Origin of the sequence: Rhodoferax sp. TS-BS-61-7, assembly GCF_002943465.1 — a bacterium.
In the GTDB taxonomy this organism is placed as follows: domain Bacteria; phylum Pseudomonadota; class Gammaproteobacteria; order Burkholderiales; family Burkholderiaceae_C; genus Allorhodoferax.
This window is the reverse complement of sequence record NZ_PTQY01000010.1, coordinates 54859-80670: the sequence shown is the minus strand read 5'-3', so window position 1 is coordinate 80670 and position 25812 is coordinate 54859. Positions and strand designations below refer to the sequence as shown.

General features: G+C 64.2%; 31 protein-coding genes. 18 read left to right on the top strand and 13 right to left on the bottom strand.

Annotated features, from left to right (window positions below):
• Positions 1–11 precede the first annotated feature (11 nt).
• The 3 genes from C5F53_RS19590 to C5F53_RS19580 all read left to right on the top strand — a co-directional run bounded on the left by C5F53_RS19590 (position 12) and on the right by C5F53_RS19580 (position 2354).
• Positions 12–1217 carry a PLP-dependent transferase gene (locus C5F53_RS19590; RefSeq protein ID WP_105263094.1) on the top strand — a complete coding sequence of 402 codons (1206 nt, stop codon included), beginning with the start codon at positions 12–14 and terminating at the stop codon, positions 1215–1217.
• Positions 1218–1355: 138 nt separating this feature from the next.
• On the top strand, positions 1356–2162 hold the full coding sequence (locus C5F53_RS19585) for a DUF2189 domain-containing protein (protein ID WP_105263093.1): 807 nt from the start codon (positions 1356–1358) through the stop codon (positions 2160–2162).
• Positions 2163–2171: 9 nt separating this feature from the next.
• Entirely contained in the window at positions 2172–2354 is a 183-nt protein-coding gene (locus tag C5F53_RS19580) for a hypothetical protein (RefSeq protein WP_105263092.1), read from the top strand.
• A 58-nt stretch (positions 2355–2412) separates the two neighbouring features.
• Here the strand turns inward: C5F53_RS19580 and mnmH are convergent, their stop codons facing one another.
• Both mnmH and C5F53_RS19570 read right to left on the bottom strand, forming a co-directional pair.
• Complete coding sequence (mnmH, locus tag C5F53_RS19575; protein ID WP_105263091.1) at positions 2413–3468, bottom strand: tRNA 2-selenouridine(34) synthase MnmH; 1056 nt, start codon at positions 3466–3468, stop codon at positions 2413–2415.
• A gap of 6 nt (positions 3469–3474) precedes the next feature.
• Positions 3475–4116 (bottom strand): arylesterase, encoded by a 642-nt coding sequence (locus C5F53_RS19570; RefSeq protein WP_105263090.1) that lies wholly within the window; start codon positions 4114–4116, stop codon positions 3475–3477.
• On the opposite strand from C5F53_RS19570, the gene C5F53_RS19565 reads away from it, so the two are divergent.
• The 5 genes from C5F53_RS19565 to C5F53_RS19545 all read left to right on the top strand — a co-directional run bounded on the left by C5F53_RS19565 (position 4115) and on the right by C5F53_RS19545 (position 6948).
• The gene (locus C5F53_RS19565) at positions 4115–4804 is read left to right on the top strand and encodes an ABC transporter ATP-binding protein (protein WP_105263089.1); all 690 of its coding nucleotides are present in this window, start codon (positions 4115–4117) and stop codon (positions 4802–4804) included. The genes C5F53_RS19570 and C5F53_RS19565 overlap by 2 nt on opposite strands.
• A gap of 87 nt (positions 4805–4891) precedes the next feature.
• The gene (locus C5F53_RS19560; protein WP_105263088.1) at positions 4892–5248 is read left to right on the top strand and encodes a 2OG-Fe(II) oxygenase; all 357 of its coding nucleotides are present in this window, start codon (positions 4892–4894) and stop codon (positions 5246–5248) included.
• Positions 5249–5264: 16 nt separating this feature from the next.
• A complete protein-coding gene (gene rlmB, locus C5F53_RS19555) occupies positions 5265–6044 on the top strand; it encodes a 23S rRNA (guanosine(2251)-2'-O)-methyltransferase RlmB (RefSeq protein ID WP_105263087.1) in 780 nt (259 codons plus the stop codon).
• Between the two features lie 23 nt (positions 6045–6067).
• Positions 6068–6427, top strand: coding sequence for a hypothetical protein (locus tag C5F53_RS19550; RefSeq protein ID WP_105263086.1), 360 nt, complete (start codon positions 6068–6070; stop codon positions 6425–6427).
• Between the two features lie 8 nt (positions 6428–6435).
• Positions 6436–6948 (top strand): hypothetical protein, encoded by a 513-nt coding sequence (locus tag C5F53_RS19545; protein ID WP_105263085.1) that lies wholly within the window; start codon positions 6436–6438, stop codon positions 6946–6948.
• On the opposite strand, the gene C5F53_RS19540 is transcribed toward C5F53_RS19545, so the two are convergent.
• The 8 genes from C5F53_RS19540 to C5F53_RS19505 all read right to left on the bottom strand — a co-directional run bounded on the left by C5F53_RS19540 (position 6936) and on the right by C5F53_RS19505 (position 14667).
• Positions 6936–7697, bottom strand: a complete 762-nt coding sequence (locus C5F53_RS19540) for a hypothetical protein (RefSeq protein ID WP_105263084.1) — start codon at positions 7695–7697, stop codon at positions 6936–6938. The genes C5F53_RS19545 and C5F53_RS19540 overlap by 13 nt on opposite strands.
• A gap of 43 nt (positions 7698–7740) precedes the next feature.
• Positions 7741–7950 (bottom strand): hypothetical protein, encoded by a 210-nt coding sequence (locus tag C5F53_RS19535; protein ID WP_105263083.1) that lies wholly within the window; start codon positions 7948–7950, stop codon positions 7741–7743.
• Between the two features lie 334 nt (positions 7951–8284).
• Positions 8285–8881, bottom strand: a complete 597-nt coding sequence (locus C5F53_RS19530) for a chromate transporter (RefSeq protein ID WP_105263082.1) — start codon at positions 8879–8881, stop codon at positions 8285–8287.
• A complete protein-coding gene (locus C5F53_RS19525; RefSeq protein WP_105263081.1) occupies positions 8878–9489 on the bottom strand; it encodes a chromate transporter in 612 nt (203 codons plus the stop codon). Before C5F53_RS19525 ends, C5F53_RS19530 begins: the two co-directional genes overlap by 4 nt.
• A 9-nt stretch (positions 9490–9498) precedes the next feature.
• A complete protein-coding gene (locus C5F53_RS19520; RefSeq protein WP_105263080.1) occupies positions 9499–10323 on the bottom strand; it encodes a metal-dependent hydrolase in 825 nt (274 codons plus the stop codon).
• Positions 10320–11219 carry a triacylglycerol lipase gene (locus C5F53_RS19515; protein WP_105263079.1) on the bottom strand — a complete coding sequence of 300 codons (900 nt, stop codon included), beginning with the start codon at positions 11217–11219 and terminating at the stop codon, positions 10320–10322. The genes C5F53_RS19520 and C5F53_RS19515 overlap by 4 nt, the downstream gene beginning before the upstream one ends.
• A gap of 13 nt (positions 11220–11232) precedes the next feature.
• Positions 11233–13392 (bottom strand): 3-hydroxyacyl-CoA dehydrogenase NAD-binding domain-containing protein, encoded by a 2160-nt coding sequence (locus tag C5F53_RS19510; protein ID WP_105263078.1) that lies wholly within the window; start codon positions 13390–13392, stop codon positions 11233–11235.
• A 69-nt stretch (positions 13393–13461) separates the two neighbouring features.
• Positions 13462–14667, bottom strand: a complete 1206-nt coding sequence (locus C5F53_RS19505) for an acetyl-CoA C-acetyltransferase (protein ID WP_105263077.1) — start codon at positions 14665–14667, stop codon at positions 13462–13464.
• 124 nt (positions 14668–14791) lie between these two features.
• On the opposite strand from C5F53_RS19505, the gene C5F53_RS19500 reads away from it, so the two are divergent.
• Positions 14792–15955: an acyl-CoA dehydrogenase family protein gene (locus C5F53_RS19500; protein WP_105263076.1), complete on the top strand. Its 1164-nt coding sequence runs from the start codon at positions 14792–14794 to the stop codon at positions 15953–15955.
• Positions 15956–15985: 30 nt separating this feature from the next.
• Here C5F53_RS19500 and C5F53_RS19495 read toward each other — a convergent pair whose 3' ends face one another.
• Positions 15986–17119, bottom strand: coding sequence for a HupE/UreJ family protein (locus C5F53_RS19495; protein ID WP_105263075.1), 1134 nt, complete (start codon positions 17117–17119; stop codon positions 15986–15988).
• Positions 17116–18291, bottom strand: coding sequence for a tetratricopeptide repeat protein (locus C5F53_RS19490; protein ID WP_105263074.1), 1176 nt, complete (start codon positions 18289–18291; stop codon positions 17116–17118). The genes C5F53_RS19495 and C5F53_RS19490 overlap by 4 nt, the downstream gene beginning before the upstream one ends.
• Positions 18292–18373: 82 nt before the next feature.
• Here C5F53_RS19490 and C5F53_RS19485 point away from each other — a divergent pair, with 82 nt between their 5' ends.
• From C5F53_RS19485 to C5F53_RS19470, 4 genes are all read left to right on the top strand, one after another.
• Entirely contained in the window at positions 18374–18559 is a 186-nt protein-coding gene (locus tag C5F53_RS19485) for a hypothetical protein (protein ID WP_105263073.1), read from the top strand.
• 109 nt (positions 18560–18668) lie between these two features.
• Positions 18669–19136: an SRPBCC family protein gene (locus C5F53_RS19480; RefSeq protein ID WP_105263072.1), complete on the top strand. Its 468-nt coding sequence runs from the start codon at positions 18669–18671 to the stop codon at positions 19134–19136.
• Positions 19133–19597, top strand: coding sequence for a tol-pal system-associated acyl-CoA thioesterase (ybgC, locus tag C5F53_RS19475; RefSeq protein ID WP_105263071.1), 465 nt, complete (start codon positions 19133–19135; stop codon positions 19595–19597). The genes C5F53_RS19480 and ybgC overlap by 4 nt, the downstream gene beginning before the upstream one ends.
• On the top strand, positions 19594–20586 hold the full coding sequence (locus C5F53_RS19470) for an aldo/keto reductase (RefSeq protein WP_105263070.1): 993 nt from the start codon (positions 19594–19596) through the stop codon (positions 20584–20586). The genes ybgC and C5F53_RS19470 overlap by 4 nt, the downstream gene beginning before the upstream one ends.
• A gap of 10 nt (positions 20587–20596) precedes the next feature.
• On the opposite strand, the gene cadR is transcribed toward C5F53_RS19470, so the two are convergent.
• Complete coding sequence (cadR, locus tag C5F53_RS19465; RefSeq protein ID WP_105263069.1) at positions 20597–21064, bottom strand: Cd(II)/Pb(II)-responsive transcriptional regulator; 468 nt, start codon at positions 21062–21064, stop codon at positions 20597–20599.
• Between the two features lie 211 nt (positions 21065–21275).
• Here cadR and C5F53_RS19460 point away from each other — a divergent pair, with 211 nt between their 5' ends.
• From C5F53_RS19460 to C5F53_RS19440, 5 genes are all read left to right on the top strand, one after another.
• Positions 21276–21731 (top strand): fasciclin domain-containing protein, encoded by a 456-nt coding sequence (locus C5F53_RS19460; protein ID WP_105263068.1) that lies wholly within the window; start codon positions 21276–21278, stop codon positions 21729–21731.
• Positions 21732–21815: 84 nt separating this feature from the next.
• A complete protein-coding gene (locus tag C5F53_RS19455) occupies positions 21816–22421 on the top strand; it encodes a chalcone isomerase family protein (protein ID WP_105263067.1) in 606 nt (201 codons plus the stop codon).
• 18 nt (positions 22422–22439) lie between these two features.
• On the top strand, positions 22440–23996 hold the full coding sequence (locus tag C5F53_RS19450; RefSeq protein ID WP_105263066.1) for a deoxyribodipyrimidine photo-lyase: 1557 nt from the start codon (positions 22440–22442) through the stop codon (positions 23994–23996).
• A gap of 16 nt (positions 23997–24012) precedes the next feature.
• Positions 24013–24171 carry a DUF2256 domain-containing protein gene (locus tag C5F53_RS19445; RefSeq protein WP_105263065.1) on the top strand — a complete coding sequence of 53 codons (159 nt, stop codon included), beginning with the start codon at positions 24013–24015 and terminating at the stop codon, positions 24169–24171.
• A complete protein-coding gene (locus tag C5F53_RS19440) occupies positions 24168–25745 on the top strand; it encodes a cryptochrome/photolyase family protein (protein WP_236635451.1) in 1578 nt (525 codons plus the stop codon). Before C5F53_RS19445 ends, C5F53_RS19440 begins: the two co-directional genes overlap by 4 nt.
• Positions 25746–25812 lie beyond the last annotated feature (67 nt).

Sequence of the window (25812 nt, the reverse complement as noted above, 5' to 3'; positions counted from 1 at the left end):
TGCAGCGCCGCATGACCGAACGCATTACCGACCTGATCCACCACGCCTACCAGCCTCCTGGCGGGTTTGAAGCGCCGCAGCCCGGCGTCTTTAAGGCGTCCACCGTCTTCTTCCCCACCGTGGCCGCCATGCGCAGCCGCGAGTGGAAGGACAAAACCGCCTACACCTACGGCCTGCACGGCACGCCCACCAGCTACGCGCTGGAAGAACGCCTGGCCACGCTGGAAGGTGGCGCGCAATGTCTGTTGGTCCCTAGCGGCCTGGCGGCACTGGGCCTGGTGGCCTTGTCCTTGCTCAGGAGTGGCGACGAGGTGCTGCTGCCCGACAACGCCTACGGCCCTAACAAATCCCTGGTCGAAGGTGAGTTGATGGGATGGGGTATTACCCACCAGTACTACAACCCCATGGACCCCGAGGACCTGGAAGCGCAAATCTCCAGCCGCACCAAGCTGGTTTGGCTCGAAGCCGCGGGCTCGGTCTCGCTGGAGTTTCCCAATCTGGTGGAAATGGTCCGCATCTGCCAGCGCCGCAAGGTGCTGACCGCTTTGGACAACACCTGGGGCGCAGGCCTGGCGTTTGCGCCGTTTGACATGGTGCCTGGCGCCAGCCCGGCAGTGGGGGTGGATATCTCGGCCCACGCGCTGACCAAGTACCCCAGTGGCGGTGGGGATGTGCTCATGGGCAGCGTCATTACACGTGACGCTGGCCTGCACCTCAAGCTCAAACTCACCCACATGCGCTTTGGCATTGGTGTGGGCATGAACGATGTGGAGCTGGTGCTGCGTTCCCTGCCCAGCATTGCGCTGCGCTACCGCGCGCACGACGTGGCGACACGAAGCTTGGCGGCCTGGGCGCAAACCCAGCCCGAGTTTGTGCAGGTGTTGCACCCCGCGCTGGAGGAGTCGCCCGGCCACGCGCACTGGAAAGCCCTGTGCGGCGGTGCCGAGGGCACAGCGGCGGGCCTGTTCAGCGTGATTTTGGACAAACGTTTCACCCAGGCGCAGACCGACGCGTTTTGTGATGCGCTCAAACTGTTCCGCCTGGGCTACAGCTGGGGTGGCCCCATCAGCCTGGTGGTGCCGTACGAGCTGGAGACCATGCGCACAGGCTGGCCGGCCCATTTGCTGCCGGGCACGCTGGTGCGCTTTTCCATCGGCCTGGAAGACGTGGCCGATCTGCAAGCCGACATCGCACAAGCGCTGAACGTGCTGCGCTGAGTCGCGTTCGCGCAGAGGCTGTGTACCCGCATGGCCTCTGCGTGTTTTCCTGAGTAGGCAAGGCCCAGCCGCCGCTTTAAGCTGCAGGCCATGCACACCTCACCCCCGCCAGATACATCCGGGCAGGACTTGCCCGTGATGGCCGAGCCTTATGTGCCGCCGCCTTCGGATGCACCGCGCAAAACCATTGTTCCGCTCACCTTGGGGCAACCTTTTGTCTGGCTGCGCAAGGGCGCGGCCGACCTGCTGGCGCACCCCGGGATTGCGGCGTTTTATGGCGTGGCCTTTTGCACCATGGCCGTGGTGCTGACCGCGGTGTTCCGCGCCAAACCCGAATACACCATGTCGATTGCCTCGGGCTGCCTGCTGCTGGGCCCCTTTCTGGCCATGGGCCTGTACGAGGTGAGTCGCCGGCGCGAGCTCGGCGTTGCCCCAGCACTGGGGGCGTCTGTCACCTGCTGGGACCGCCATCTGGGCAGCATGGGGCTGCTGGTTTTGGTGCTGGTGGTGCTGGAGCTGCTGTGGGGCAGGGCGTCGCTGGTGGTGTTTGCGGTGTTTTTCAACACCGGCATGCCGTCCACCACCGGGGTGCTGGAGGCGGTGTTTAACCCGCAAAACTGGGAGTTTGTGGCGGCCTACGCCGTGGTGGGCGGCGCCTTTGCCATGCTGGTGTTTGCCACCGCGGTGGTCTCCATCCCCATGATTCTGGACCGCGACACCGATGCCATCTCAGCTGCCATCACCAGCCTGGAAGTCGTTTTCCACAACACAGGTGTGATGGTGCTGTGGGGGCTGCTGCTGACCACGCTGGTGGTGCTGGCCATGCTGTTGCCCTGGAGTTTGGGTCTGCTGGTGGTGGGGCCGTGGTTGGGGCACGCCAGCTGGCATGCCTACCGGGGGGTGGTGCAGTGGCCGGGAGATGTTACAGTGGCCCCATCAAACTGAAAGCACATCTTGGCAACACCCAATTACGGTTACGAAAAGCGTCAGAAAGAACTGGCCAAGCGAAAGAAAAAAGAAGAAAAGCTCAAGAGCAAGGCCGAGCGCAAACTGACCGGTGACGCGCCTGAGAACGACGAGACCGATGCAGAGCCGGGCACACCCGCAGAAGGCACGCCCGCTGGCGACGCTGCCTGAACGACTGCCACTGAGCGGCCAGGGTCCCTAGACCCGCTCTCTCCAACCCCCAGACCTGTTAAGGCGCCAAGAGCGCCTGCGCCAGATTGCGCATCGCGTCTGTCGAGCGATCGCTGGTAGTGATGCTGCGCGCGGCGCCGAATTGGCGGAAGTTGTTCTGCATGGACTTAAGGTAACTCGGGTCGTAGTGTTGCGTCAGCAGGTCTTGCACCACGGGGCGGAAGTTGCCGGCCGCCACCTGGTCTTTCCAACCCTGCACCACCACTTTGCCGCGAAACTCGGCCATCACGTCCAGCCGGTGGCAAAAGTAGGCGGTGTCATGCACCAGGTGGCTGTAGTCCTCCAGCAGCAGTTCAATGCGCTCTTCGGTGGGCAGGCTCAACTGCAGGCAGGGGCTGCTGTGCATGCGCTCCACCAGGGCCGTGGGCAGGGTCAGGTTGCCAATCTTCTTGCTCTCGCTCTCCACATAGACGGGGCGCGCGGCGTCAAATTTGCGCAGCGTGTCCCATACCAGCGTGTCAAAACGCTTTTGCGTCGGTTGGGGCAGGCCCGGCACGGCGCCCAAGAGGGAGCTGCGGTGGTTGGCCAGGCCTTCCAGGTCCAGCACCTGCGCGCCCTCGGCTGCCAATGCGTGCAGCAGGCGGGTTTTGCCACAGCCGGTGGTGCCACACACCACCTCGAACTGCAGGCGTTGGGCTTGCAGCGGAATGTCTTCCAGCATGGCGGCGCGGAAGGCCTTGTAGCCGCCTTGCACCAGCGTGACCTTGAAACCGATCTGGTCCAGCACCAGGCTCAGAGAGCCGCTGCGTTGGCCGCCACGCCAGCAGTAGGCCAGCGGTGCCCAGTGTTTGGGTTTGTCCAGCGCGTGGGTCTCAATGTTGCTGGCGATATTGCGCGCCGCCGTCACCCCCCCCAGCTTGCGTGCCTCAAACGGGCTGACCTGTTTGTACAGGGTGCCAATGGTGATGCGTTCGTCGTCGTGCAGCGTGGGCCAGTTCTGCGCTCCGGGCAGGTGGTCCAGCGCGAATTCACCTTCGCTGCGGGCATCAATCACCGCGTCAAACTGGTCCAGCTGGGCCAGGGCCTGGGCGGCCGCCATCAATTTCAAACTCATAAGGCCTTAGCGCAGCAGCGCGCGCACAGCGGGCCACATTGTGTTGAGGATGGTGGGGTGGGCCGATTCGTTGGGGTGGATGCGGTCGGCCTGGAATAGTTTGGCCGCGTTGGGCCCGTCGGCCACACCCTTGAGCAGAAACGGCACCAAAGCCGCCTTGTTGGCCTTGGCCACGGTGGCAAAGGTGTCGCTGAAACGTTTGGTGTAGTCCTGGCCGTAGTTGGGCGGCACCTGCATGCCGGCCAGCAGCACTTTGGCGCCGGCCGTTTGGGCTGCCTGGGTCATGGCCTGCAGGTTGTCCTGCGTCATGGCCAGGGGCAGGCCGCGCAGTGCGTCGTTGCCGCCTAGCTCCACCACCACCACCGTAGGTTTGTGCTGGGCCAGCAGCGCGGGCAGCCGGGAGCGGCCGCCCGAGGTGGTGTCACCGCTGATGCTGGCGTTGACCACCTTGGCCTGCGGATTCTCTTTGGCCAGGCGCTGCTCCATCAGCGCCACCCAGCCGGTGCCGCGTTTGAGGCCGTATTCGGCGCTCAGCGAGTCGCCCACCACCAAAATGGTGTGTGGCTTGGGCTGGGCCAGGGAAGCCCCTGCAAATCCCGCCAAAATAAGCAGCGCGATACAGTGTCGTCGAACTACAGAGAGCCCCATGTCTGATTCCATCATTTCGGTTGACCATGTTTTCAAGGCGGTGACTGATTCCACCGGCACGCTGGAGATCCTGCGCGACATTGATTTTGCACTCAAAGCTCGCGAGACCGCGGCCATCGTCGGAGCATCCGGGTCGGGCAAGAGCACATTGCTCTCCATCATCGCCGGGCTGGACACCCCCACCAGTGGCACCGTGCGCCTGGCAGGGCACGACATATTTGCCATCGACGAAGACGCCCGCGCCGCGCTGCGCGCCAAGCAGGTGGGTTTTGTGTTTCAGAGTTTTCAGCTGCTGGGCAACCTCACGGCGCTAGAAAACGTGATGCTGCCGCTGGAACTGGATGGCCGCAAAGACGCCCGTAGCGCCGCCACCGAGATGTTGGCCCGCGTGGGCTTGTCGCAGCGGCTCAATTCGTATCCCAAGGTGCTGAGCGGTGGCGAGCAGCAGCGCGTGGCGCTGGCCCGGGCTTTTGTGGTCAAGCCCGCCGTGCTGCTGGCCGACGAGCCCACCGGCAGCCTGGACTTTGCCACTGGCGAAAAAATCATGGAGCTGATGTTTGACCTGAACCGCGAACAGGGAACGACCCTGGTGCTGGTCACCCACGACCGCAGCATCGCCGCACGCTGCGACCGCCGTATCACCATCGAGGCGGGCAGGGTGGCGCCCGAGCCGGTGGCAGAGATTTAAGCCATTTTGGCCTCTAGAGCCCGTCGATATTGCGCGAGCAGCTCCTGAAAACGTAGCAAATATGGTGCCTTTGTGACCTGGGGGGGCATGCGCAAGTACCTGCAAACCGCCTTGCGTTGGCAGCACGGCCGTCAAGGCACGGGCTACGACAAGATGCTGCTGCTCACCGCGCGCTGGCCCTTGCCGTTTGACAGCTATTTGATTCGTTACCCCGAGGGCTCCGAGATTCCGCCGCACACCGACCCGGTGCAGGCCGGGCACCACTACCGGCTCAACATCGTGCTCAAGTCATCCCCGTCGGGTGGCGACTTTGTCTGTGCCACGCCCATCTACGCCAGCCGCCGCATCAAGCTGTTCCGCCCCGACGCCTGCGAGCACAGCGTGACCCGGGTGGTGGGTGGCAGCCGTTATGTGCTGTCGCTGGGCTGGGTGTTGAGGGCGTAGGCCCGATAATCGGGGCATGTCATCCCCCAAAGTGCTATTCGGCTTCCATGCCGTGGGCGTGCGCCTGAAGACCGCCCCCAAATCCATCATCGAAATCTTCTACGAGCCCACGCGCCGCGACGCGCGCATGCGCCAGTTTCTGGAAAAGGTAGCCGAGGCCGGCATCCGCGTGGTCGAGGCCGACGGCATGCGCCTGGCCAAGATTGCCGGCAGCCATGGCCACCAGGGCGTGGCCGCCCGCGTGCAAGAAATCAAACAGGTCCATTCGCTGGACGAGCTGCTGGAGAACCTGGAAGCCGCCAATGCCGACTTGCCGGTGGCTGAACGCACTAACCCGCTGATCCTGGTGCTGGACGGTGTGACCGACCCGCACAACCTGGGCGCCTGCCTGCGTGTGGCCGATGGTGCGGGTGCGCACTGTGTCATCGCCCCCAAGGACCACGCCGCCGGTATCAACGCCACGGTCGCCAAGGTCGCCAGCGGCGCGGCCGAGACCGTGCCGTATTTCATGGTGACCAACCTGGCGCGCACGCTCAATGAGCTGAAGGAGCGCAACATCTGGATCATCGGCACCAGCGACCAGGCAACTGGCACGCTGTACCAGGCGGATCTGAAAGGCCCTGTGGCCCTGGTGCTGGGCGCCGAGGGCGACGGCATGCGCCAGCTCACCGCCAAGACCTGTGACCAGCTCGTCAGCATTCCCATGCAGGGCGCGGTGGAAAGCCTGAACGTGTCCGTGGCCAGCGGCGTCTGTCTGTACGAGGCGCTGCGCCAGCGTACCGCGGTTTCCAAATAATTTTGTCCGTTCAGGGAGTGACGATGTTTGCTACAAAATCAGGAGCTGCTCGCGCAATATTGACGGGGGCTATTGCCGCTTTTCTTCTGATGGGCTGCACCCAGGAGCAGCAGAACAAGATCAGCCGTGACATCCAGAACTGGACCGGCACCGACGGCGTGCTGGAGTTCTACGCCGGTGACAAGCTGGTGCGCCGCTTCCTCAAGATCGACAAACTCAGCACCGCCATGGGCACCGAAGACGGCAAGCCGCGCAGCTACCGCTTTGGCTACGGCGTGCTGGACGAAAACCTGAACATGCAGGCCGACTCCGGTGAGAAGAAGGTCTACTTCGAAATCAGCGACTTCGGCTCCAACTACCTGTTCTTCGAAAACCCACGCTAAGCGGATTCATGCACGCGTCCACCGCGCCCCTGAAGCTGGCCGCCGCGGCTTGCGTGCTCTTGTTCGGTGGGCTCGGCATCTACTTGGCGCCGCTGCAGCCCAGCGTGGTGGCGCTGCAGTTCACCTTTACCCCCGAAGCCTTTGCCCAAGTGCTGCAAGCCTGGGGCCCCGAAGGTGTGCAGCGCTTTCGCACCCACCTGCCGGTGGATGGGTTCCTGCTACTGAGTTATGGCGCGGCGGGCTACTTGGCCGTGGCACGCACCCGTTTTTTTGAACCTCTGGCGACATGGCTGCCCCTGCGGTGGCTGGCGCTGCTGTTGCCGCTGGCGGCAGTGTGTGACGCGGGGGAGAATCTGCTGCACTGGGGGCTGATGGGAAGCGGTGCTGTGGTCTCTCCCTGGGCCGCGGCGTGTTACCTGCTGGCGGGGCTGTGTGCCAGTGCCAAATGGGCGGGGGTTTTGGTGTTTATCATGGCCGCCGGCTTGGCGCAGGTGCGGCGCTTGCTGGCTCAGTCTGCGTAGGGCAGCAGCGCCTTCGCTGCTTTCATCCTGTCCTTCAAACCGACCGCAGGGTCATTCATCACCTGCATCAGAAACTCTTTGGGGCTCATTTTTCCGGTGTTGTACCCCTGGGGCGCAGCTGCTCTGTTGCCGGGTTGTTCTGCACGGGATTCCGCGGCTTGTGTCGCAGCGTCGGGTGCTGCCCGCAAGAGCCCTAAAGCATCGCGAAACTGGGGCGTTTTCATCGACTTCAGCCGGGAGAGAATGTCCGCCTGCTGATCGGGATTGGGCGGGAGATCCAGCCAAGGCTCTTCACCGAACACGGACGCCAGGTCCGGGCTGACGAATGCGGACCAATTTCCGGTGTCCTCGTGCACCGCGGGAACTTCTCTCGCATGTCGGTGCCCCACCGCAGCGTCCTGCGCACCGGACGGATACCGGTGGATCCTTTTCGCGGCGGTGGTGCTGAGGTACTTGTGCTGCAGCCCAGACAAAAAATCCGCTGCATCCTGGGCCTTGACCGGCTCCGCCACAGAAAACCACAGCTGCAACCCGTCTGTTCCCGACACGGCGATGGCAGCCGCAGGCAACGCCAAGTCGTGCTGCACGCCGCTCCAGACCGCAGACAGCTCCGTCCAGTCCGCGGGTCTGGCAATCTCCAGCACCATCGCCCTGACAGTGTCATCCGTGGTGAGCAGATGCCCTTGTTCCGGCGGCACCGGGTCGGGCACCAAATACAGGCGGGAAAATTCGGTGTTCAGGCGGCCCATGGGCATGCGCGGGTGGGGCCTAGCCACCGGTGCGCTTGTGCCCTCAGCCGCACTTGGGGTCACACACGGCCTGGGATTTACCGATGAACTTGCGGGATTTCAGTTCACTGCGCGGCCTGTGCTTGCCGCACAAGAAGCAGGACATGGTGGCTGCGCCGGGATTGGATGCGGTCATGAAGGGTGATCCTCCGACCTTGGACTTGTAGCGCAAGCCATCCTCCAGGATCTTGGTTTTGTCTGCTGGCTTACTCATACCGCAATTTTACGGTGTTGGTGGCCCGGATACTGCTTGCAAGTGTGCAACATCAGCGTCAAACACCCTGGTTAGCATGGGAACGACATTTTTTGATGTGAACCGAGAGGTGATACCGAATGCAAGCCATGTCTCCATCTGCCGCCGTGCATGCTGTCCCTGAGAACAGCAGCCACACCATGCGAGATTCAGCCCGTTTTCGCTTTTGCTCAGGGCGCTGCCAAGGCGAGCGCCCCCCAGAGGGCGGGGTGGAGCTGGCACCCGGACGATGGCGCTGCAGCAACTGCTGGATGGAGATGGCCAGAAAACGAAGCTGAGCCGATGTCACCCCGGACTAAATCCACCCCATCCAGCCCGCTATTGCCCCCGCGCCCAGTAGCCACAGGATGTGGATGCGGGTTTTCCAGACGATGAGGGTGCTGACAGCGGTGACGGCCCACAGGGCTAGGTGGTGGGTGTCGGCCTTGTGGTTGGCGGCCAGGATCCAGCCGGTGGCCACCAGCAGGGCGATGACAAGGGGGGCCATGCCTTGTTTGAAGGCGCGCACGGCGCGCATTTCGCGGTTGCGGTGACCCCAGCGCGATGCGGTGAAGGTGAGGATGCTGCTGGGCAGCATGATGCCCAGCATGGACAGGAACACGCCCAGCAGTGCCAGGGCCAGGCCATACCAGCCCGCGCCCAGCCCGCCCGCAGCGTTGAGCCCGATGTTCCAGCCCAGCAGGGGCACAAACAAAATATTGGGGCCTGGCGCGGCTTGCGCCAGCGCAATGCTGTTGCTGAACTGCTCACCATCCATCCAGCCTTGCTCCACCACCAAAAAGCGCTGCATGTCGGGTGCGGTGGTGATGGCGCCACCCACCGCCAGCAGCGAGAGCGCGGCAAAGTGCATAAACAGCTCCAGCCATTGGGCGACGGTCAGGGTGGTGCTCATGGGAGTTCCTTCCTGGCTGCCTGTAAGGCCAGCTTGCCCAGGCATACATAGGCCCACACGCAACCCAGGCCGCCCACGCCCAGCAGCACCCAAGCCAGTGGCACGCGCAGCAGCGCAATGGCCACAAAGGTGGCGGCCATTAGCGCCACGCAGGCACCCAGTCCCATCACATTGCTTTTGAGCGCAGGCACCAAGCGCAGGCCGGCGGCAATGATGAGACCGGCCGCCACGGCACCCATGCCGCGCAGCGCGCCTTGGGCCTGCGGGTTGTCGGCGACGCCGGCAAAGGCGGCGGCCATCAGCAACACCAGCAGCAGCGGAAAACACAACATGCCCGCCACGCCGGCCAGTGCGCCGCGCCAGCCAAAGTAGCGGTCGCCCAGCATCAGCGAAAGGTTCACCACATTGGGGCCAGGCAGGATCTGGGCGACCGCCCAGTCTTCGACAAACTCTTCGGCGGTGAGCCAGCCTTTTTTGTCGACCAGTTCGCGCTGGGCCACGGCCAGAACGCCGCCAAAACCCTGCAGGGCCAGCAGCGAGAAGGAGAAAAAGAGATCGGTCTTGGAGCGGGGCGCAGGGCGCGGGGGAAGAGGTGGGCTGGGTAGCATGCAGGCGGTTTAGGCGGGTTGCCCCACCACGGTGAACTGGCCACTATTGTCGCGCAGCCACTGCACCGACCGCGCCGCGTCCTGCTCGCGCGGATGAAAATCTTCGCGCAGGTAGGCGCGCCACTGCGCCCGGTTGCTGGAGATGATGCCCTCTTTGCCAAACAAGAAGCGGCCCGCACTGCGCCAGGTGCTCCAGCGGAACAGAGCACCGTCCGTCCACAGGTTGCGCACGGTCTGGCGCGTTACGTCCGCAAAAAAGGTCATGGTGATGTAACGAAACAGGCGCAGGCGCCACGCGTGGTTGCCGCCCATGGCCTGGTACACGTCAAACGCGGTGCTGCGGTGCTCGCTCTCTTCGGCACTGTGCCATAGCCACAGGGTTTTGAGCCGGTCCTCGCTGCCCTCCAGCGCCGCGGGGTGGTTCAGCATCCAGTCGGCAAAGATGGCGGTCAGGTGCTCCGTGGCCGCGGTGGCGGCTACGTGGATACGAACATCGCGGTGGGCGTTGGCCTGCAGGCGTTTGGCTGCGCGGCGCTCCAGCGCGTTGTCAAACCCCTGCTGCGTGAGCTGGGCGTTGAACAGGCTGTGGATGCGCCGGTGCGTGGCCTCCTGGCCCACAAAGCCCTGCACCTCGGCCGCAAAGCGCGCGCACTGGTCGTCGGGCAGGGTCTTGAGCCCTGCGCGTACCGAATCCATGAAGTACTGCTCGCCCAGCGGAAAACTCATGGACAGGGCGTTGAAGAAGGCGGAGCGGAACGCGTCGTCCCCATTCCAGCGGGTGGCAAACGGGGTATTCAGGTCAATCAGCAGCTTGCGAACGACGAGCTCGGTCATGGGGTGGCTCCGTGGAAGGTGGGGGGCAGGTCGGCCAGTTCGCGCAGCACCCAGGCATTCACCTCCGGGTCCAGGCACATCTGCAAATGGCCGATGCCGGGGAACACGGTGGGTGTGATACCGGCCAGCGTTTGCGCCCGTTGGGGGTAAACAATGTTGTCTTGCGGGGTGATGGCCACGCGCAGCAGGCTGCGCAAAGCGTCGTCTTCGCCACCGGCCAGCGTGGCCAGCCAGGGGCTGCCCCACAGCATTTGCAGCCCGTTGGGCGTACGGCTGCCCTTGGCCAGCTTGGTGCCCACATGCGGGGTGCCCAGCGTGAGCACCCGCGCCACACGGGCCGTGCCGTACTTGCGCAGCCAGGCCCGAATGGCCAGACCGCCCATGCTGTGGCCAACCAGAGCCACTTGCGTTTGCCCGGTGTTCAGCAACACGCTCGCCACGGCGGATTCGAGGGTGGTGGTGTAGTCGTCGATGGAGGCAAACACCGGCTCCAGGTCCACCGCAAAGACTGCATGGCCTTGGGCGCGCAGCTGGCTGGTCGTGGTGTCCCAGATGCGGTGGTTGCACAGGTAGCCATGCACCAGCACCACGGGCACACGCGGTGTGCTTCCGGTGGCGGCTTGGTAACGCGGAGCGCGGCGTTCCCAGGGCTGGCGCAGCAAAAACACCACCACGCCCGCCACCATCTCGCCCGCCAGTGCGCGCCACCAGTCGCGCCAAGGCTCTGGTCCGCGGGTGATGAGGCCGCTCACCACGTCGCTGAGCAACAAGGTGGCCACGGGCACCAGCAGCGCAAGGGCAACGGCGCCGAAGACCGAACTCCATAGCCAGTAGCCCAGCGCTGCGCCGGCCAGGGTTTGGGCCAGCAGAATACGACGCAGCAGTTGGGCCAGCATGGGGGCGTGGGTCTTAGTACTGGGGTTGATAGCGGCGGATGGCCGCCTTCACATCATCGCCCAAAGCAAAGCCCGGGCCAAACTGGGCGGCCAATTCGGCCGCACGCTGCTCAAATACTTCGGTGCCCATGCCATAAATGAACTGCATGGCGCCCCCGGTCCAGGCCGGAAAGCCGATGCCGAAGATGGAGCCAATGTTGGCGTCGTGCACGCTTGTCAGCACGTTCTCGGCCAGGCAGCGTGCGGTCTCCACGGCCTGGCGGTAGAGCAGGCGGTCTTTCAGGTCGGTGATGGTCCACTTGGCATCCGCCTTCTCGAACAGCGGTTTGAGCTGGGGCCACAGGAACTTCTTGGCGCCTTTCTCGGTGGGGTATTCGTAGAAGCCCGCACCACCGGCACGGCCGGGGCGTTCATGCTTACGCACCATCTGCTCCACCACCAGCTCGCCCGGTGTGGCGGTGTAGGTCTTGCCCTCGGCCTCAAAGTCTTTGCGGGTCTGCTCCATCACATGCAGGCTCAGCGTGAGCGCGGTTTCGTCCAGCACGGCCAGCGGGCCTACGGGCATGCCGCACTGGATGCCTGCGTTCTCGATGGCGGCGGCTGGAATGCCTTCACCCAGCATGGCCGCGCCCTCCATCACAAAGGTGCCGAACACGCGGCTGGTGAAGAAGCCGCGCGAATCGTTCACCACGATAGGGAACTTGCCCAGCGCCTGCACGTAGTCGTAGGCGCGGGCCACGGTTTCGTCGTCGGTCTGTTTGCCCTTGATGATTTCCACCAGCTTCATCTTGTCCACGGGGCTGAAAAAGTGGATGCCGATGAACTTCTCGGGTTTGGCACTCGCCGTGGCCAGCCCGGTAATCGGCAGGGTGGAGGTGTTGGAGGCAAAGAAACCACCGGGCGCCAGCAGGGGCTCGGCCTCCTGCGTCACGCGGGCCTTGAGCTCGCGGTTTTCAAACACGGCTTCGATGATCAGGTCGCAGCCCTGCAGGTCCGCCGCGCTGCCGGTGGGGTGGATCAGGTCGAGGATGGCCTGTTGCGCCTCGGGCTTCATGCGGCCCTTGTCTACGCGGCCCTGGGTGATTTTTGCGCTGTAGCTCTTGCCCAGGTCAGCCTTCTCCTGGCTCACGTCTTTCAGCACCGTGGTGATGCCCTTGCTGGCCTGGCTGTAGGCAATGCCGGCGCCCATCATGCCCGCGCCCAGCAGGCCCACCTTGGCCGGCTTGAAGCGGGGCACACTGGCCGGGCGGCTCTGGCCGCTCTTGATGGCGTTGAGGTTGAAGAAAAAGGTGTTGATCATGGCCTTGGCTTGAGTGCCGGACATGAGCTTGGCCAGATAGCGGCTCTCAATGCGAAGCGCCGTTTCCAGGTCCACCTGCAGGCCTTCCACCATGCAGGCGATGATGGCTTCGGGCGCGGGGTAGAGACCGCGGGTGTTTTTCTTGATGACAGCGGGCACCACCGGCAGCATGCCGGCCACGGCGGGCGAGGAGGGCAGGCCGCCGGGCACCTTGTAGCCTTTGGCCTCCCATGGGTGCTGGGCTGTGGGGTTGGCGGCGATCCAGGCCAGGGCCTTGGTTTTCATCTCGGCCGCGGCATCGGGGCCGGGCGCCACCAGGTCGTGCACCAGGCCCAGGCCTTTGGCCTCGGTGGGGCTGAAAGTTTTGCCCTCCACCAGGTAGGGCTGCGCGCCCATCAGACCCAAATGACGCGTCATCTTGGTCACGCCGCTGGCGCCGGGCAGCAGGCCCAGCGTCACCTCAGGCAGGCCAAACTGGGTTTTCTTGTCGTCCACGGCAATGCGGTAGTGGCCCACCAGTGCCACCTCCCAGCCACCGCCCAGCGCCGTGCCGTTGAGCAGGCTGACCACGGGTTTGCCCAAGGTCTCGATGGTGCGGAAGTTCTTTTTGACGCGTTCAATCTCTTCAAAAATGCGCGGCGCGTCGGCCGGGGTCAGGCGCATGGCGGCCTTGAGGTCGGCGCCTGCAAAGAAGGTGGTCTTGGCCGACGCCAGCAGGATGCCGGTGATGCTGTCCTTGTCCTGCAGCACGCGGGCGGCCACGGCGTCCATGTCTTCCTGCCACTGCAGGCACATGGTGTTGACGGGGGAGTCCGGCTCGTCGAAGGTGATGGTGGCAATGCCGTGGGCCAAGGAATATTGGATGGTTTTCATGGAAGTAACCTGCTATGAAATAAGGAGCTGCTTGCGCAATGGGTACGGGGGCTAGAGGCCAAAAATGCTTCAAATCCGCTCGACGATAGTCGCAATGCCCATGCCGCCGCCCACACACAGCGTGGCCAGGCCGTAGCGCAATTTACGTCTGTGCAGCTCGTCAATCAGCGTGCCCAGAATCATGGCGCCCGTGGCGCCCAGCGGGTGGCCCATGGCGATGGCGCCGCCGTTCACGTTCACCTTCTCGTGCGGCACCTTCATCTCTTTCATGAAACGCATCACCACGGCGGCAAAGGCCTCGTTCACTTCAAACAGGTCGATGTCGTCCACCGTCAGCCCCGCCTTGGCCAGCGCCTTGCGCGTGGCGGGCATGGGGCCGGTGAGCATGATGGTGGGGTCGGCCCCACTCAGCGCCGTGGCCACAATGCGGGCGCGTGGCGTCAGGTTGTGCGCCTTGGCGGCGGCCTCGTTGCCGACCAGCACGGCGGCCGCGCCGTCCACAATGCCCGACGAATTGCCTGCGTGGTGCACGTGGTGGATGCGCTCCACCTGCGGGTAGCGGGTCAGTGCCACGGCGTCAAAGCCCATGCCGCCCATGTCGGCAAACGCGGGCTTGAGCCCGGCCAGGCCTTCCAGCGTGGTGCCGGGTTTGATGAACTCGTCGCGCGCCAGAATGGTCTGGCCCAGCGCGTCTTTCACGGGCCGTACCGACTGGTCAAAGTAGCCCGCGGCCTGCGCCTTGGTGGCGCGGCGTTGGGATTCGAGCGCATACGCATCCACATCAGCACGGGTGAATCCTTCCAGCGTGGCGATCAGGTCGGCGCCAATGCCTTGCGGCACAAACAGGGTTTGCGAATTGGTCTCGGGGTCCATGGCCCAGGCGCCGCCGTCGGAGCCAATGGGTACACGGCTCATGCTCTCCACGCCGCCGGCCACCACCAGGTCTTCCCAGCCCGAGCGCACCTTTTGCGCCGCCATGTTCACGGCCTCCAGGCCCGAGGCGCAGAAGCGATTGATCTGCACGCCTGAGGCCTGGAAATCCCAGCCCGCCTTGAGCGCAGCCACTTTGGGGATGACGGAGCCTTGGTCACCCACGGGGGAAACCACACCCATCACCACGTCGTCCACGCGCGCCGTGTCAAAACCGTGGCGCTGCTGCAGGTCGGTGAGTAGGCCAGCCAAGAGCGTGACGGGTTTGACCTCGTGCAGGCTGCCGTCTTTCTTGCCCTTGCCGCGCGGGGTGCGGATGGCGTCAAACACAAATGCTTCGCTCATGGGGTGTCTCCTCGGGTTGTTCGGGCGCAGGGCGGGGCCTGTCGTTCTGGACTGAATTGCAGTATATTCTTTTTACCAAGCAAACGCTTTGTAAAAATAATGTCACATGACCCGAGGAAACCCCATGATTGAACGCACCCTGTTTTCCCCCGACCACGAGTCCTTCCGCGACAGCTTCCGCCGCTTCATGGAGAAAGAGATTGCGCCTTTCCATGCCGAATGGGAAGAGCAGGGCTATGTAGACCGCGCCGTGTGGAGCAAGGCCGGCGAGAACGGCTACCTGTGCATGACCATGCCTGAGGCATATGGCGGCTCCGAGGCCGACAAGCTGTACTCGGTGATCCAGATGGAGGAGCTGGCGCGCGGCGGCTTCACCGGCATTGGCTTTGGGCTGCACAGCGAAATCGTGGCGCCCTACATCCTGCACTACGGCACGCCGGAGCAAAAGGCCAGGTACCTGCCCAAACTGGCCAGCGGCGAGATGGTGGGCGCCATTGCCATGAGCGAGCCCGCTGCGGGCTCGGACCTGCAGGGCATCAAGGCCACGGCCATCCAACAAGCCGATGGCAGCTACCTGCTCAACGGCAGCAAGACCTTCATCACCAACGGCTGGCATGCGGATCTGGTGGTTGTGGTTGCCAAGACCAACCCCGCTGCGGGCGGCAAGGGCACCAGCCTGCTGCTGGTGGAGCGCGGCATGCCGGGCTTCAGCGTGGGCCAGCGCCTCAAGAAGCTGGGTATGAAGGCGCAGGACACCTCTGAGCTGTTCTTCGACAACGTGCGCGTGCCGGCCGACAACCTGCTGGGCGGCAAGGCGTATGAGAACAAGGGCTTTATCTGCCTGATGGAGCAACTGCCCTGGGAGCGCCTGCAGATCGCCATTGGCGCCGTGGCCGCGTCGCAAGCCGCCATCGACTGGACGGTGGACTATGTGAAAGAACGCAAAGTGTTTGGCGCGCCCGTGGCCAGCTTTCAGAACACGCGGTTCACGCTGGCCGAGCTGCAAACCCAGGTGCAGGTGGCGCGCGTGTTTGTGGACAAATGCTGCGAGCTGATTGGCCAGGACAAACTGGACACTGCCACCGCCAGCATGGCCAAGTACTGGACCACGGACCTGCAATGCAAGGTGATGGACGAATGTGTGCAGCTGTTTGGCGGCTACGGCTACATGTGGGAATACCCCATCACCCGCGCTTATGCGGATGCGCGCGTGCAGCGCATTTACGGTGGCACCAACGAGATCATGAAAGAGGTGATCACGCGGTCCATGGGGCTGGGCGGCAAGTAGACAAGGAAGCCGTCCTTGCCCCTCGGGTCACTAGGCGCTGATCAGTTTCAGGTCCAGTACCCGCTCTGCCAGCCAGACCATGGCGATGGCCATGGTAAGCAAGGAACCACCGACAAAGATGCCACGCCGGTAGGCGGGGGTGTTGCGCAACCAGAAGATCAACGGCAAAAACACCGCCACGATGGCCAGTTGGCCCAGCTCCACCCCCAGGTTGAAGCCCACCAGGCTCAGCACGAGGGTTTGCTGGGGCAGGCCCAGTTCGGCCAGCACGCTGGCAAAGCCAAAGCCATGGATCAGGCCAAAACCAAAGGCCACCATCCAGCGCCGCTCACCGACCAAGGGCCGCAAGTTGTTGGCCGCCGCCAGCACCACCGACAGCGCAATGGCGGATTCCACCCAGCGCGAAGGCAGCTCCACCACACGCAGGGCCGCCAGGGACAGCGTGATGGAGTGGGCTGCGGTGAACGCGGTTACGACCCAAAGCACCTCACGCAGTGCATCACGAAAACGGTCCACGCCTTGCCACGCCCCCGCGCGGCGCACCAGCACCACTGGCAGCAGCAGCGAGAGCAAAAACAGGATGTGGTCAAAGCCGATCCAGATGTGCCAGATGCCTTGCACCAGAAACTGGCCAAACTGTGCCAGGCGTGACGCCTCGCCCCGGGCAAAACGCTGTTGCGCTGTGTCAGGGTCCAGCACGGCGGAGTGGGTCAGCCCGTCCAGCTCCAGCCGCAGCAGGCCACGGTGCAGTGCGTCCAGGTCAAACAGCAGGCGGTAGTGCAGGGCCAGGTCGCCCCCGGCCGCCGGGCACTGGCCCGAGAGGGTGAGCACGGCATAAGCGCCATCGGTGTGGGTGTCCACCTGGTGTTGGGTCACTTGTAGCGGGCAGGTACCGCCGCGCTCCAGCGTCAGGGCGCTGGTAGCCCAGGCCGCAACGTCGGCATGGCGGGCACGCAGCTCGCCCCAGGTGATGTCACCGTTGCCGTCGGCATCCAGCCCCAGGGCAAAGTCGATGTCACGCAGTGCGATGTCCCACTGTCCAGACACCTGTGTACCGTTAACCTGAAGCACCAGGTAGCTGTCGCTGGCCTTGTGGGCCCAGGCGGGCAGGGCGCATAGCCACAAGGCGGTCAGACACACGCGCCAGAGGATTCGCCAGTTCATGGTGCGTCTCCGGCCAGGCGGCGCAAGCGTTTGTCTTCAAAACCACTGCGAGCCAACCAGTCGCGTGCGGCTTGTGCGCCTGCCGGGTCTTGGGCGGCTTTGGCCGCTTCCAGCAACACGCGGGCGTCGCGGGGTTCACGCTGGATGGCGTAGTTTGCTTGCGCCAGGCGCAAGGCGGTACTCGGGTCTTTGCGCAGCACCAGCTCAAAGCGGGCTTCCTCGGCGCGGTGGGTGGTGTCGCCGCGCGCGCGGGCCGCAGCAAACCGGTCGCGCAGCATGTCTTGGTGGCGCACAGCGGCGGGCCGTTGCAGGGCCACTTCGGCCTCGGCCAGGCGCAGCAGCAGGCTGTCGGCAGCCTCCCAGGCGGCCAGCAGCTTCACCACGTCGGCGGCCTGCCCGGTGTCCAGCAAAAAGTCGGACCACGCTGCCAGCAGGTACACATCGTCCCGGCCCAGCGCCAGGGCTTCTTGGTAGTGCGCGCGGGCCTTGGCCGTCTGGCCTTGCCAGGCGGCCACCTCACCCAGGCGGGTCAGCAGCCACAGGCGGTTACCCGCATCACGGCTCAGGCGCAGTGCGTTTTGCAAGGTGGCGTAGCCGGCCTCCAGCTGTCCACCGTAGGCCTGTGCCAATCCCAGGCAGCCACCGGCCAGGGCGTCGCGCCCCAGGCGCTGCAGCGACGCACACTCCTGGCGCGCCGCGTGGTAGTCGGCCTGCACCAGAAAAATGGCACCGCGCCAGGCGTGGGCCACTGCGTAATCCGGGTCCAGTTGCAGCGCGCTGGCAAAGTCTTGCAGTGCGCCTGCAAAGTCGTGGCGGTACTGGCGCAGCATGCCGCGCAGGGTGAACAGGTCGGGCGTCAGGGGGCCGGCAAAACGGCCCACCACGGCCTCGGCATAACCGACATACCGCGGGTCCCCCCGGGCGGTGGCCAGCGCAAAGTAACGCCTGGCCAAGTCGCTCACCCGTTGTGCATCGTTGGGTGCCTGTGCCAGGGCGGCGCGCAGCGTTGCCAGTTCGCTGGCCGTGGTGTCGGTGGGGCGGGTGGGCAGTTTCTCCAGCACCTGGGTGTCACTGCGCGGGGTATAGGGCTCTGCCAGGGCTGCGCCGGCCAGCGCAAGCAGCAGGCTGGCGGTGGCACCCGTGTAAACCCTAGTGCGGTTTGAACCTGTCAACCAAACGATTCCCATGGGTGTTGTAGAGTGAGTTGTCACCTATTGTGGTGGCAGCTAACCATCGAGTCATTGGAGTTTACCCATGAACAAGCTACTGTCAGTTGTGATTGCCGCAACCTTTGCCACCCTGTCTTTCAGCGCACTCGCTGCCTCCCACGGGGGCGCGATGGACGATAAGAAAATGGAAGAATGCAAAAAGATGGACGACAAAAAAGCGGACGACAAGATGAAGGCGGAATGCAAAAAGATGATGGAGAAAAAGAAGTAAACCTGCGGGTTGCCTTCACGATGAAAGCGGGCCAAACGGCCCGCTTTTTTTGCGTCCAGGTCAAGCTGCGGTGTCCGCTACACTGCGGCCAAAACCCAGGAGCACGACCATGACCCTTGCCACTGCCGAACATATCCTCACGCTGGAGCGCACCCTGCCTGTCGCGCCTGCCAAAGTCTGGCGCTGCTGGACCGAACCTGCGCTCTTGGTGCAGTGGTTTTGCCCCAAGCCTTGGGGCGTGAGCGAAGCGGTGATGGACCTGCGCAGTGGCGGGCGCTTCTTCACCCACATGGTGGGTCCCAACGGCGAGCAGGCACCCAACGAAGGCGTGTTTCTGGAGCTGGTGCCGGGCCGCAAGCTGGTGTTTACCGATGCGTTTCAGGCGGGCTGGGTGCCGGCCAAGCCGTTTATGGTGGGTGAGATTACGCTGGAAGACACGGCTGAGGGCCACACACGTTACACCGCGCGTGCGCTGCACTGGAATGCCGAAGACAAGGCCCAGCACGAGGCCATGGGTTTTCACGAAGGCTGGGGCGTGGCCACCGACCAGTTGCTGGCACTGGCGCAGACGCTGTGAGCCAACCTGCAGGTTCCGCTGCGGTGCCCGACATCCCCAATCCTTTTTCCATTCGCATTTATTGGGAGGACACTGACGCGGGCGGCGTGGTGTTTTATGCCAACTACCTGAAGTTTTTTGAGCGTGCGCGCACCGAGTGGCTGCGCGCTGCGGGCGTGGAGCAACAGGCACTGCGTGACACGACCGGTGCCATCTTTATCGTGGCTGAGGTGCAGATGCGTTACCTTGCGCCGGCCAAGCTGGATGACCTCATTACCGTGAGCGTGCAGGTGGTCGAGCAGGGCGCCGCCAGCATGGCGCTGGTGCAAGAGGCCTGGCGCGGCGACACGCTGCTGGCGCAGGGCCGCATTCGTATTGGCTGTGTGCGGGCCGAGACCCTCAAGCCGCGCCGCATTCCGGCACAGGTGTTGCAAGCCATTGGCGCCACCTCCAGTTCCACCAATGACAGGACACCCGCATGAAACACCGCACCCTGGGCCAGGCCCATACCCCCGTGGCCGCCCTCGGGCTGGGCTGCATGGGCATGAGCGAGTTTTACGGCGCCAGCGACGACACGCAGTCGCTGCACACGTTGCAGCGCGCGCTGGAGCTGGGCATCAACTTCTGGGACACGGCCGACACCTACGGCTTTGGCCACAACGAAAGCCTGCTGGGCCGCTTCATCGCCCAAAGCGGGCCGGCGCTGCGCCAGCAACTGGTGGTGGCCACCAAATTTGGCATCGTGCGCCAGGAGGGTCAATACGAGCGCCGCATCGACAACACGCCGGCCTACATCCGCAGCGCCTGCGAGGCTTCGCTGCGCCGTCTGCAGGTGGACACCATTGACCTGTACTACTGCCACCGGCGCAACCCCGAGGTGCCGATGGAAGAGATGGTGGGTGCCATGGCCGAACTGGTGCAGGCCGGCAAAGTGCGGCAGATTGGCCTGTCCGAGGTGTCGGCCGGCAGCTTGCGCAAGGCCAGTGCGGTTCACCCGATTGCCGCTGTGCAGAGCGAATATTCGCTGTGGGCGCGCGAGCCCGAGCAGGAGATGCTGCAGACCTGTGCCGAGCTGGGCACCAGTTTTGTGGCCTACAGCCCGCTGGGCCGCGCCTTCCTCACCGGCACGCTGGACACCACAGCGCTGGCCAGCAACGACTTCCGCAAGATCCTCCCGCGCATCAACGGTGATGCCGAAGCGGCTAACCGTCTGCTGGTGGAGGCCCTGGGGCGTTTTGCCGAGGTACGTGGCGCCACCAACGCACAGATTGCGCTGGCTTGGCTGCTGCACAAACACCCGCATGTCATTCCGATTCCCGGCACCCGGCGCATCACCTACCTGGAGCAAAACGCAGCGGCCACAGACATCACACTGAGCGCTGCAGACGTTGCCGAGCTAGATCAGATGTTTGCCCCCGACAAGGTGGCCGGGGCGCGCTACCCGGATGCGGGCATGGTCGGCATTGAGTAATGAGGGGGCGTCAGCGCGCCCGCTGTCCTCGGGCGTGACTGCCATGCACATGGCCCGCTGCTGCCTGTGCCGGTTGGGCGCGGGATGCTGCCGATGACAGCTCGCTCAAGATGCCGCAGTGCGCCGCGGCCTGTGTCACCTGGCACTGCTCGCGCAAGGTTTTGAGCTGCCGCTCCAGCGCGCGCAACTCCTTGATGCGCTGGGCCACGTGGCCTATGTGTTCGTCCAGCAGCGCGTTCACCTGTTCGCAGTTGTCCTCGGGCGCGTCTTTAAAACCCAGCAGTGTGCGGATTTCGCCCAGCGTCATGTCCAGTGAGCGGCAGTGGCGGATGAAGGACAGCCGCTCGGTGTGGCTGGCACCGTAGATGCGGTAGTTGCCCTCGGTGCGCAGGGGCGTGGGCAACAGGCCCTCGCGTTCGTAGTAGCGCACCGTCTCCACCTGTGTGCCAGTGGCCTTGGCCAGTTCACCGATTTTCATTGCGGGCTCCTCTTTTCTGTAGCACTAGACACTGTAGTGGATGCAGGGTTTTCCGGTCCGTCGGGTGGTCAATGTGCCGGCTCCGGCAAAAACAAAACCAATTTGGATGAATAAATACCATCAAGTTCATATGGATACTTATTGGTATGTACATTCCGGTTGCGCCACATTTTTGGTGCGTTTGATTGATCTAACCGTCACGGAGATATCGATGAAAAAGTTTCTGATTGCATCTGTTCTGTCCTTGGGTGTGGCTTTCTCTGCCCAGGCCAAAGACATTGTGGATACCGCCGTAGGTGCGGGCAGCTTCAAGACTCTGGCCGCAGCGCTGGGCGCGGCAGGTCTGGTGGACACGCTCAAAGGCAAAGGCCCGTTCACGGTGTTTGCTCCCACCGACGAAGCCTTTGCCAAGATCCCCAAGGCTGACCTGGACGCCTTGCTGAAAGACAAGGCCAAGCTGACCGCCATCCTCACCTACCACGTGGTGCCCGGCAAGGTCATGGCGGCTGACGTGCGTGCTGGCAAGGTGAAAACCGTGCAGGGCTCCGAGCTGACCATCTCCACCACCGGCGGGGTGATGGTGGACAACGCCAAGGTTGTCAAAACCGACATCGTGGCTGACAACGGCGTGATCCACGTGATCGACAGCGTGGTCATGCCCAAGTAAACGCTGACCGATTTGCTCGCTGCCCAGGACTGCACTGCATTCCTGGGCTTTTTGGTTTTAAACCGGGCCCAGCCCAATCCGCCCATGAACCCCTTGCATCTATTGCCCGCCCGGTTGCTGTTGCCCTGGTTCGCGGCCCTGGCTTTGCTGTCTGCCCAGGCTGTGTGGGCCCAATCTGCCGCGCCCGCCGCTGCCCCGGCCACAGTGGCCGCCCCTGCCGAGCTGGCCCCTTATGGGCCCAAGTGGCAAGCCAAAGGCACTGGCACGCTGCGGTTCTTTGGTTTTAAGGCCTACGACGCGACGCTGTGGCTGCCCGCCGCCGATGCAGCCTTCAGCTTCGCCCGCCCGTTTGCGCTCGATATCCGGTACGCCACGACCATCAAGGGGCGCGACATTACCAACACCTCGTTGATTGAGCTGCAGCGCATCAGCACCTCGTCGCCAGAGCAAATCCTGGCGTGGTCCAAATGGATGGAGACGCTGTTTGTGGACGTCAAGTCGGGCGACCAACTGGTGGGTGTGCACCTGCCGGGGGAGGGCGCGCGTTTCTTCCTCAACGGCAAGTTGCTAGGCGAAACCGCAGACGCGGCCTTTAGCGAAGCCTTTTTCAAAATCTGGCTGGACCCCAAAACCAAACGCCCCGAGCTGCGCGCCGCTTTGTTGGCGCAAGCGCCGGAACCGCGGCGTTAGTCCGCACAGGCCATCGCCATGCAGGCCCTGCGCGCCCTGGTCTGGTTCAAGCGCGACCTGCGTGTGCACGACCATGCGCCCCTGGTTGCGGCGCAGCGCTGCGGCGATGCAGCGGGCCTCTTCATCATCGAACCCGAATGGCTGCAAAGCCCCGAGTGTGATGCGCAGCACGTGGACTTTGTGTTGCGCTGCCTGGACGAGCTGCGCGCCGCGCTGGCCGCGCGTGGCATGCCGCTGCTGGTGCGCATGGGCTCAACGCTCCCGGTGCTCACCGCGCTGCATGCCGAGCTGGGCTTTGGCCAACTGCTGAGCCACGAGGAAACCGGCCCCGGCTGGAGCTACCGCCGCGATGTGCAGGTGGGTCAGTGGTGCCAGGCGCACCAGGTGGCGTGGCAAGAATTCACCCAGACCGGTGTGGTGCGCCGCCTGCGCAGCCGCAGCGGCTGGGCAGGGCGCTGGCAGGCGCGCATGGATGCGCCCTTGCAACTGCTGGAGGGCGGGTTTGCCACCGCTGCGCCGCTGGACCAGCCCGCGCTGCCCACGTTGGCCGAATTGGGCTTTGCGCCGCATGGCAGGCAGCTTCAGCGCGCCGGAGAAAAAGCCGCACGCCGCACCCTGCAGACGTTTTTTGCCGAGCGGGGGTACGACTACCGCAAGGCCCTCTCCAGCCCACTCACGGCCCAAGACGGCTGCAGCCGCCTGAGCCCGCACCTGGCTTTTGGCACGCTTTCCCTGCGCACGGTGCACCAAGCTACCGAGGTGACGATTGCCACCACCCCCGACCGCACCTTGGCCCACGCGCTGCGCGGCTTTGCCGGGCGGCTGCGCTGGCATTGCCACTTTATGCAAAAGCTGGAAGACGAGCCAGGCATTGAGTTCTACAACTTTGCACGCGTGTGCGACGGCCTGCGGGAAGACGACTTCAACGACGACCACTTTGCCGCCTGGTGTGAGGGCCGCACCGGCTACCCCATGGTGGACGCCTGCATGCGCTCGCTGCGGGCTACGGGCTGGCTGAACTTTCGCATGCGCGCCATGCTGGTGAGCTTTGCCAGCTACCACCTGTGGCTGCACTGGCGCGAGCCGGGCCTGTTTTTGGCGCGGCAGTTTTTGGACTTTGAGCCCGGCATCCACTGGAGCCAGATGCAGATGCAAAGCGGCACCACCGGCATCAACACGCTGCGCATGTACTCGCCCACCAAACAGGCGCAAGACCAGGACCCCGAGGGCGTGTTCATCCGCCGCTGGGTGCCCGAGCTGGCCCGCGTGCCACTGCCGTATCTGGCCGAGCCCTGGAAGATGGACGCCAGCGTGCAGAACATGGCGGGCTGCCACATAGGTACCGACTACCCAGCCCCGGTGGTGGATGACAAACGTGCCATGAAGGCTGCCAAAGACCGCATGTACGGCCTGCGCCAAACCCAGGAGGCGCGTGCAGAGGCGGGCGATGTGCAGGCACGGCACGGCTCGCGCAAAAGCGGCCTGCCGCCCTCTGGCCAGCGGCGCAAGTTGGCTGCAAAGCCCCGTGCCAAAACCGCCGACACGCCATCGCCCCAGGGCGACCTGTTTGGCTGACACCCGCAAGGCACCCATGAACAACAATGCCAAAAACGGCTTCAAGGGCAACAAACAGTCGCTGCCCAGCAAACCGTGCACCGTGTGCGGCCGCACCATGACCTGGCGCAAGGCCTGGGCCAAAAACTGGGACGCGGTGCGCTACTGCTCCGACGCCTGCAGGGCCAAAAAATGAACTCACTGAACGCAATGCCTGCCACGCCTATGCCCGCCCAGGTGCGCCACTTGGTCATCGTGCTGGGCGACCAGTTGGATGCGGAGTCGTCCGCACTCGACGGTTTTGACCCGGCGCAAGACGTGGAGTGGATGGCCGAGGTGGCAGATGAGTCCACCCATGTGTGGTCTGCCAAGCAGCGCACGGCGGTGTTTTTGAGCGCCATGCGCCACTTTGCGGAGGACTTGCGCGCACGTGGCCTGCCGCTGCGCTACACCGCGCTGGACGACAACAACAACCCTGGCACGCTGGCCACCGTGCTGCAGCGGGACATTACCGCGCTGCAGCCTGCAGGCCTGGTGCTCACCGCGCCGGGCGACTGGCGCGTGCTGCACAGCCTGCGCACCGTGGCCACCCAGCACCAACTGCCGCTGGACCTGCGCGACGACACACACTTCTTCAGCACCGTGCGTGAGTTTGCGGCCCATGCCCAGGGCCGCAAACAGCTGCGCCTGGAGTACTGGTACCGCGCGCTGCGCCAAAAACATGGCATCTTGATGGACGGCAAAGCCCCTGTGGGCGGGCAGTGGAACTTTGACGCCGACAACCGTGAGTCCTTTGGCAAGGCCGGGCCGCAGCAGGTGCCGCCACCCATCCGCTTTGCGCCGGACGCCGTCACGCAAGACGTCATCACCCTGGTCAACACACGTTTTGCCAGCCACCCCGGCACGCTGCACAGTTTTGGTTGGCCGGTGACGCGCCCGCAGGCGCTGCAGGCCCTGCACGCCTTCATCACCGAGCGCTTGCCGCTGTTTGGCAAGTATGAAGACGCCATGTGGGCGGGCGAGGCCTGGCTTTACCACTCGCACCTGAGCTGCGCGCTCAACCTCAAGCTGATCAACCCGCGTGAAGTGGTGCAAGCCGCCGAAGACGCCTACCGTACGGGCCACGCGCCGTTGGCGGCGGTGGAGGGGTTTGTGCGGCAAATCTTGGGCTGGCGCGAATACGTGCGCGGCATCTACTGGACCCAAATGCCCAATTACCTGGAGCGCAACGCGCTGGGCGCGCAGGCCGACTTGCCCGCCTGGTATTGGACCGGTGACACCGACATGGCCTGCCTCAAAGACGCCATTGGCCAAACCTTGGAGCACGGCTACGCCCACCACATCCAACGCCTGATGGTGACCGGGCTGTATGCGCTGCTGCTGGGGGTGCGGCCGCAAGCCGTGCACACCTGGTACTTGGCGGTATACGTCGACGCGGTGGAGTGGGTAGAGCTACCGAACACACTGGGCATGGGCCAGTTTGGCGACGGTGGGCTGATGGCCAGCAAACCCTATGTGGCCAGCGGCAAATACATCCAACGCATGAGCAACCACTGCCAGGGCTGCCGCTACGACCCCGCCCAATCCACCGGCCCGCAAGCCTGCCCGTTCACCACGCTGTATCGGGACTTTTTGATCCAGCACGAAGCATTGCTCAAGCCCAACGCCCGCATGGCCATGCAGCTCAAAAACGTGGCTCGGCTGGACGATAGCGCGCGTGACGCCATCCGCCAGCAAGCCGCGCAGCACCGGCTGGCACAGGGTGTTTAAGTGCCAAATTGGCCTCTAGCGCTTATGGCTATTGCGCGAGCAGCTATCAATACCATAGCGTATTGAC

What these genes read in the sequence shown, in the direction of transcription:
- C5F53_RS19590 (WP_105263094.1), top strand. Translation starts at nt 12, where the DNA reads ATGACCGAACGCATTACCGACCTGATCCACCACGCCTACCAGCCTCCT.
- C5F53_RS19585 (WP_105263093.1), top strand. Translation starts at nt 1,356, where the DNA reads ATGGCCGAGCCTTATGTGCCGCCGCCTTCGGATGCACCGCGCAAAACC.
- mnmH (WP_105263091.1), bottom strand. Translation starts at nt 3,468, where the DNA reads ATGAGTTTGAAATTGATGGCGGCCGCCCAGGCCCTGGCCCAGCTGGAC.
- C5F53_RS19565 (WP_105263089.1), top strand. Translation starts at nt 4,115, where the DNA reads ATGTCTGATTCCATCATTTCGGTTGACCATGTTTTCAAGGCGGTGACT.
- C5F53_RS19570 (WP_105263090.1), bottom strand. Translation starts at nt 4,116, where the DNA reads ATGGGGCTCTCTGTAGTTCGACGACACTGTATCGCGCTGCTTATTTTG.
- C5F53_RS19560 (WP_105263088.1), top strand. Translation starts at nt 4,892, where the DNA reads ATGCGCAAGTACCTGCAAACCGCCTTGCGTTGGCAGCACGGCCGTCAA.
- rlmB (WP_105263087.1), top strand. Translation starts at nt 5,265, where the DNA reads ATGTCATCCCCCAAAGTGCTATTCGGCTTCCATGCCGTGGGCGTGCGC.
- C5F53_RS19550 (WP_105263086.1), top strand. Translation starts at nt 6,068, where the DNA reads ATGTTTGCTACAAAATCAGGAGCTGCTCGCGCAATATTGACGGGGGCT.
- C5F53_RS19545 (WP_105263085.1), top strand. Translation starts at nt 6,436, where the DNA reads ATGCACGCGTCCACCGCGCCCCTGAAGCTGGCCGCCGCGGCTTGCGTG.
- C5F53_RS19540 (WP_105263084.1), bottom strand. Translation starts at nt 7,697, where the DNA reads ATGGGCCGCCTGAACACCGAATTTTCCCGCCTGTATTTGGTGCCCGAC.
- C5F53_RS19535 (WP_105263083.1), bottom strand. Translation starts at nt 7,950, where the DNA reads ATGAGTAAGCCAGCAGACAAAACCAAGATCCTGGAGGATGGCTTGCGC.
- C5F53_RS19530 (WP_105263082.1), bottom strand. Translation starts at nt 8,881, where the DNA reads ATGAGCACCACCCTGACCGTCGCCCAATGGCTGGAGCTGTTTATGCAC.
- C5F53_RS19525 (WP_105263081.1), bottom strand. Translation starts at nt 9,489, where the DNA reads ATGCTACCCAGCCCACCTCTTCCCCCGCGCCCTGCGCCCCGCTCCAAG.
- C5F53_RS19520 (WP_105263080.1), bottom strand. Translation starts at nt 10,323, where the DNA reads ATGACCGAGCTCGTCGTTCGCAAGCTGCTGATTGACCTGAATACCCCG.
- C5F53_RS19515 (WP_105263079.1), bottom strand. Translation starts at nt 11,219, where the DNA reads ATGCTGGCCCAACTGCTGCGTCGTATTCTGCTGGCCCAAACCCTGGCC.
- C5F53_RS19510 (WP_105263078.1), bottom strand. Translation starts at nt 13,392, where the DNA reads ATGAAAACCATCCAATATTCCTTGGCCCACGGCATTGCCACCATCACC.
- C5F53_RS19505 (WP_105263077.1), bottom strand. Translation starts at nt 14,667, where the DNA reads ATGAGCGAAGCATTTGTGTTTGACGCCATCCGCACCCCGCGCGGCAAG.
- C5F53_RS19500 (WP_105263076.1), top strand. Translation starts at nt 14,792, where the DNA reads ATGATTGAACGCACCCTGTTTTCCCCCGACCACGAGTCCTTCCGCGAC.
- C5F53_RS19495 (WP_105263075.1), bottom strand. Translation starts at nt 17,119, where the DNA reads ATGAACTGGCGAATCCTCTGGCGCGTGTGTCTGACCGCCTTGTGGCTA.
- C5F53_RS19485 (WP_105263073.1), top strand. Translation starts at nt 18,374, where the DNA reads ATGAACAAGCTACTGTCAGTTGTGATTGCCGCAACCTTTGCCACCCTG.
- C5F53_RS19480 (WP_105263072.1), top strand. Translation starts at nt 18,669, where the DNA reads ATGACCCTTGCCACTGCCGAACATATCCTCACGCTGGAGCGCACCCTG.
- C5F53_RS19470 (WP_105263070.1), top strand. Translation starts at nt 19,594, where the DNA reads ATGAAACACCGCACCCTGGGCCAGGCCCATACCCCCGTGGCCGCCCTC.
- cadR (WP_105263069.1), bottom strand. Translation starts at nt 21,064, where the DNA reads ATGAAAATCGGTGAACTGGCCAAGGCCACTGGCACACAGGTGGAGACG.
- C5F53_RS19460 (WP_105263068.1), top strand. Translation starts at nt 21,276, where the DNA reads ATGAAAAAGTTTCTGATTGCATCTGTTCTGTCCTTGGGTGTGGCTTTC.
- C5F53_RS19455 (WP_105263067.1), top strand. Translation starts at nt 21,816, where the DNA reads ATGAACCCCTTGCATCTATTGCCCGCCCGGTTGCTGTTGCCCTGGTTC.
- C5F53_RS19450 (WP_105263066.1), top strand. Translation starts at nt 22,440, where the DNA reads ATGCAGGCCCTGCGCGCCCTGGTCTGGTTCAAGCGCGACCTGCGTGTG.
- C5F53_RS19445 (WP_105263065.1), top strand. Translation starts at nt 24,013, where the DNA reads ATGAACAACAATGCCAAAAACGGCTTCAAGGGCAACAAACAGTCGCTG.
- C5F53_RS19440 (WP_236635451.1), top strand. Translation starts at nt 24,168, where the DNA reads ATGAACTCACTGAACGCAATGCCTGCCACGCCTATGCCCGCCCAGGTG.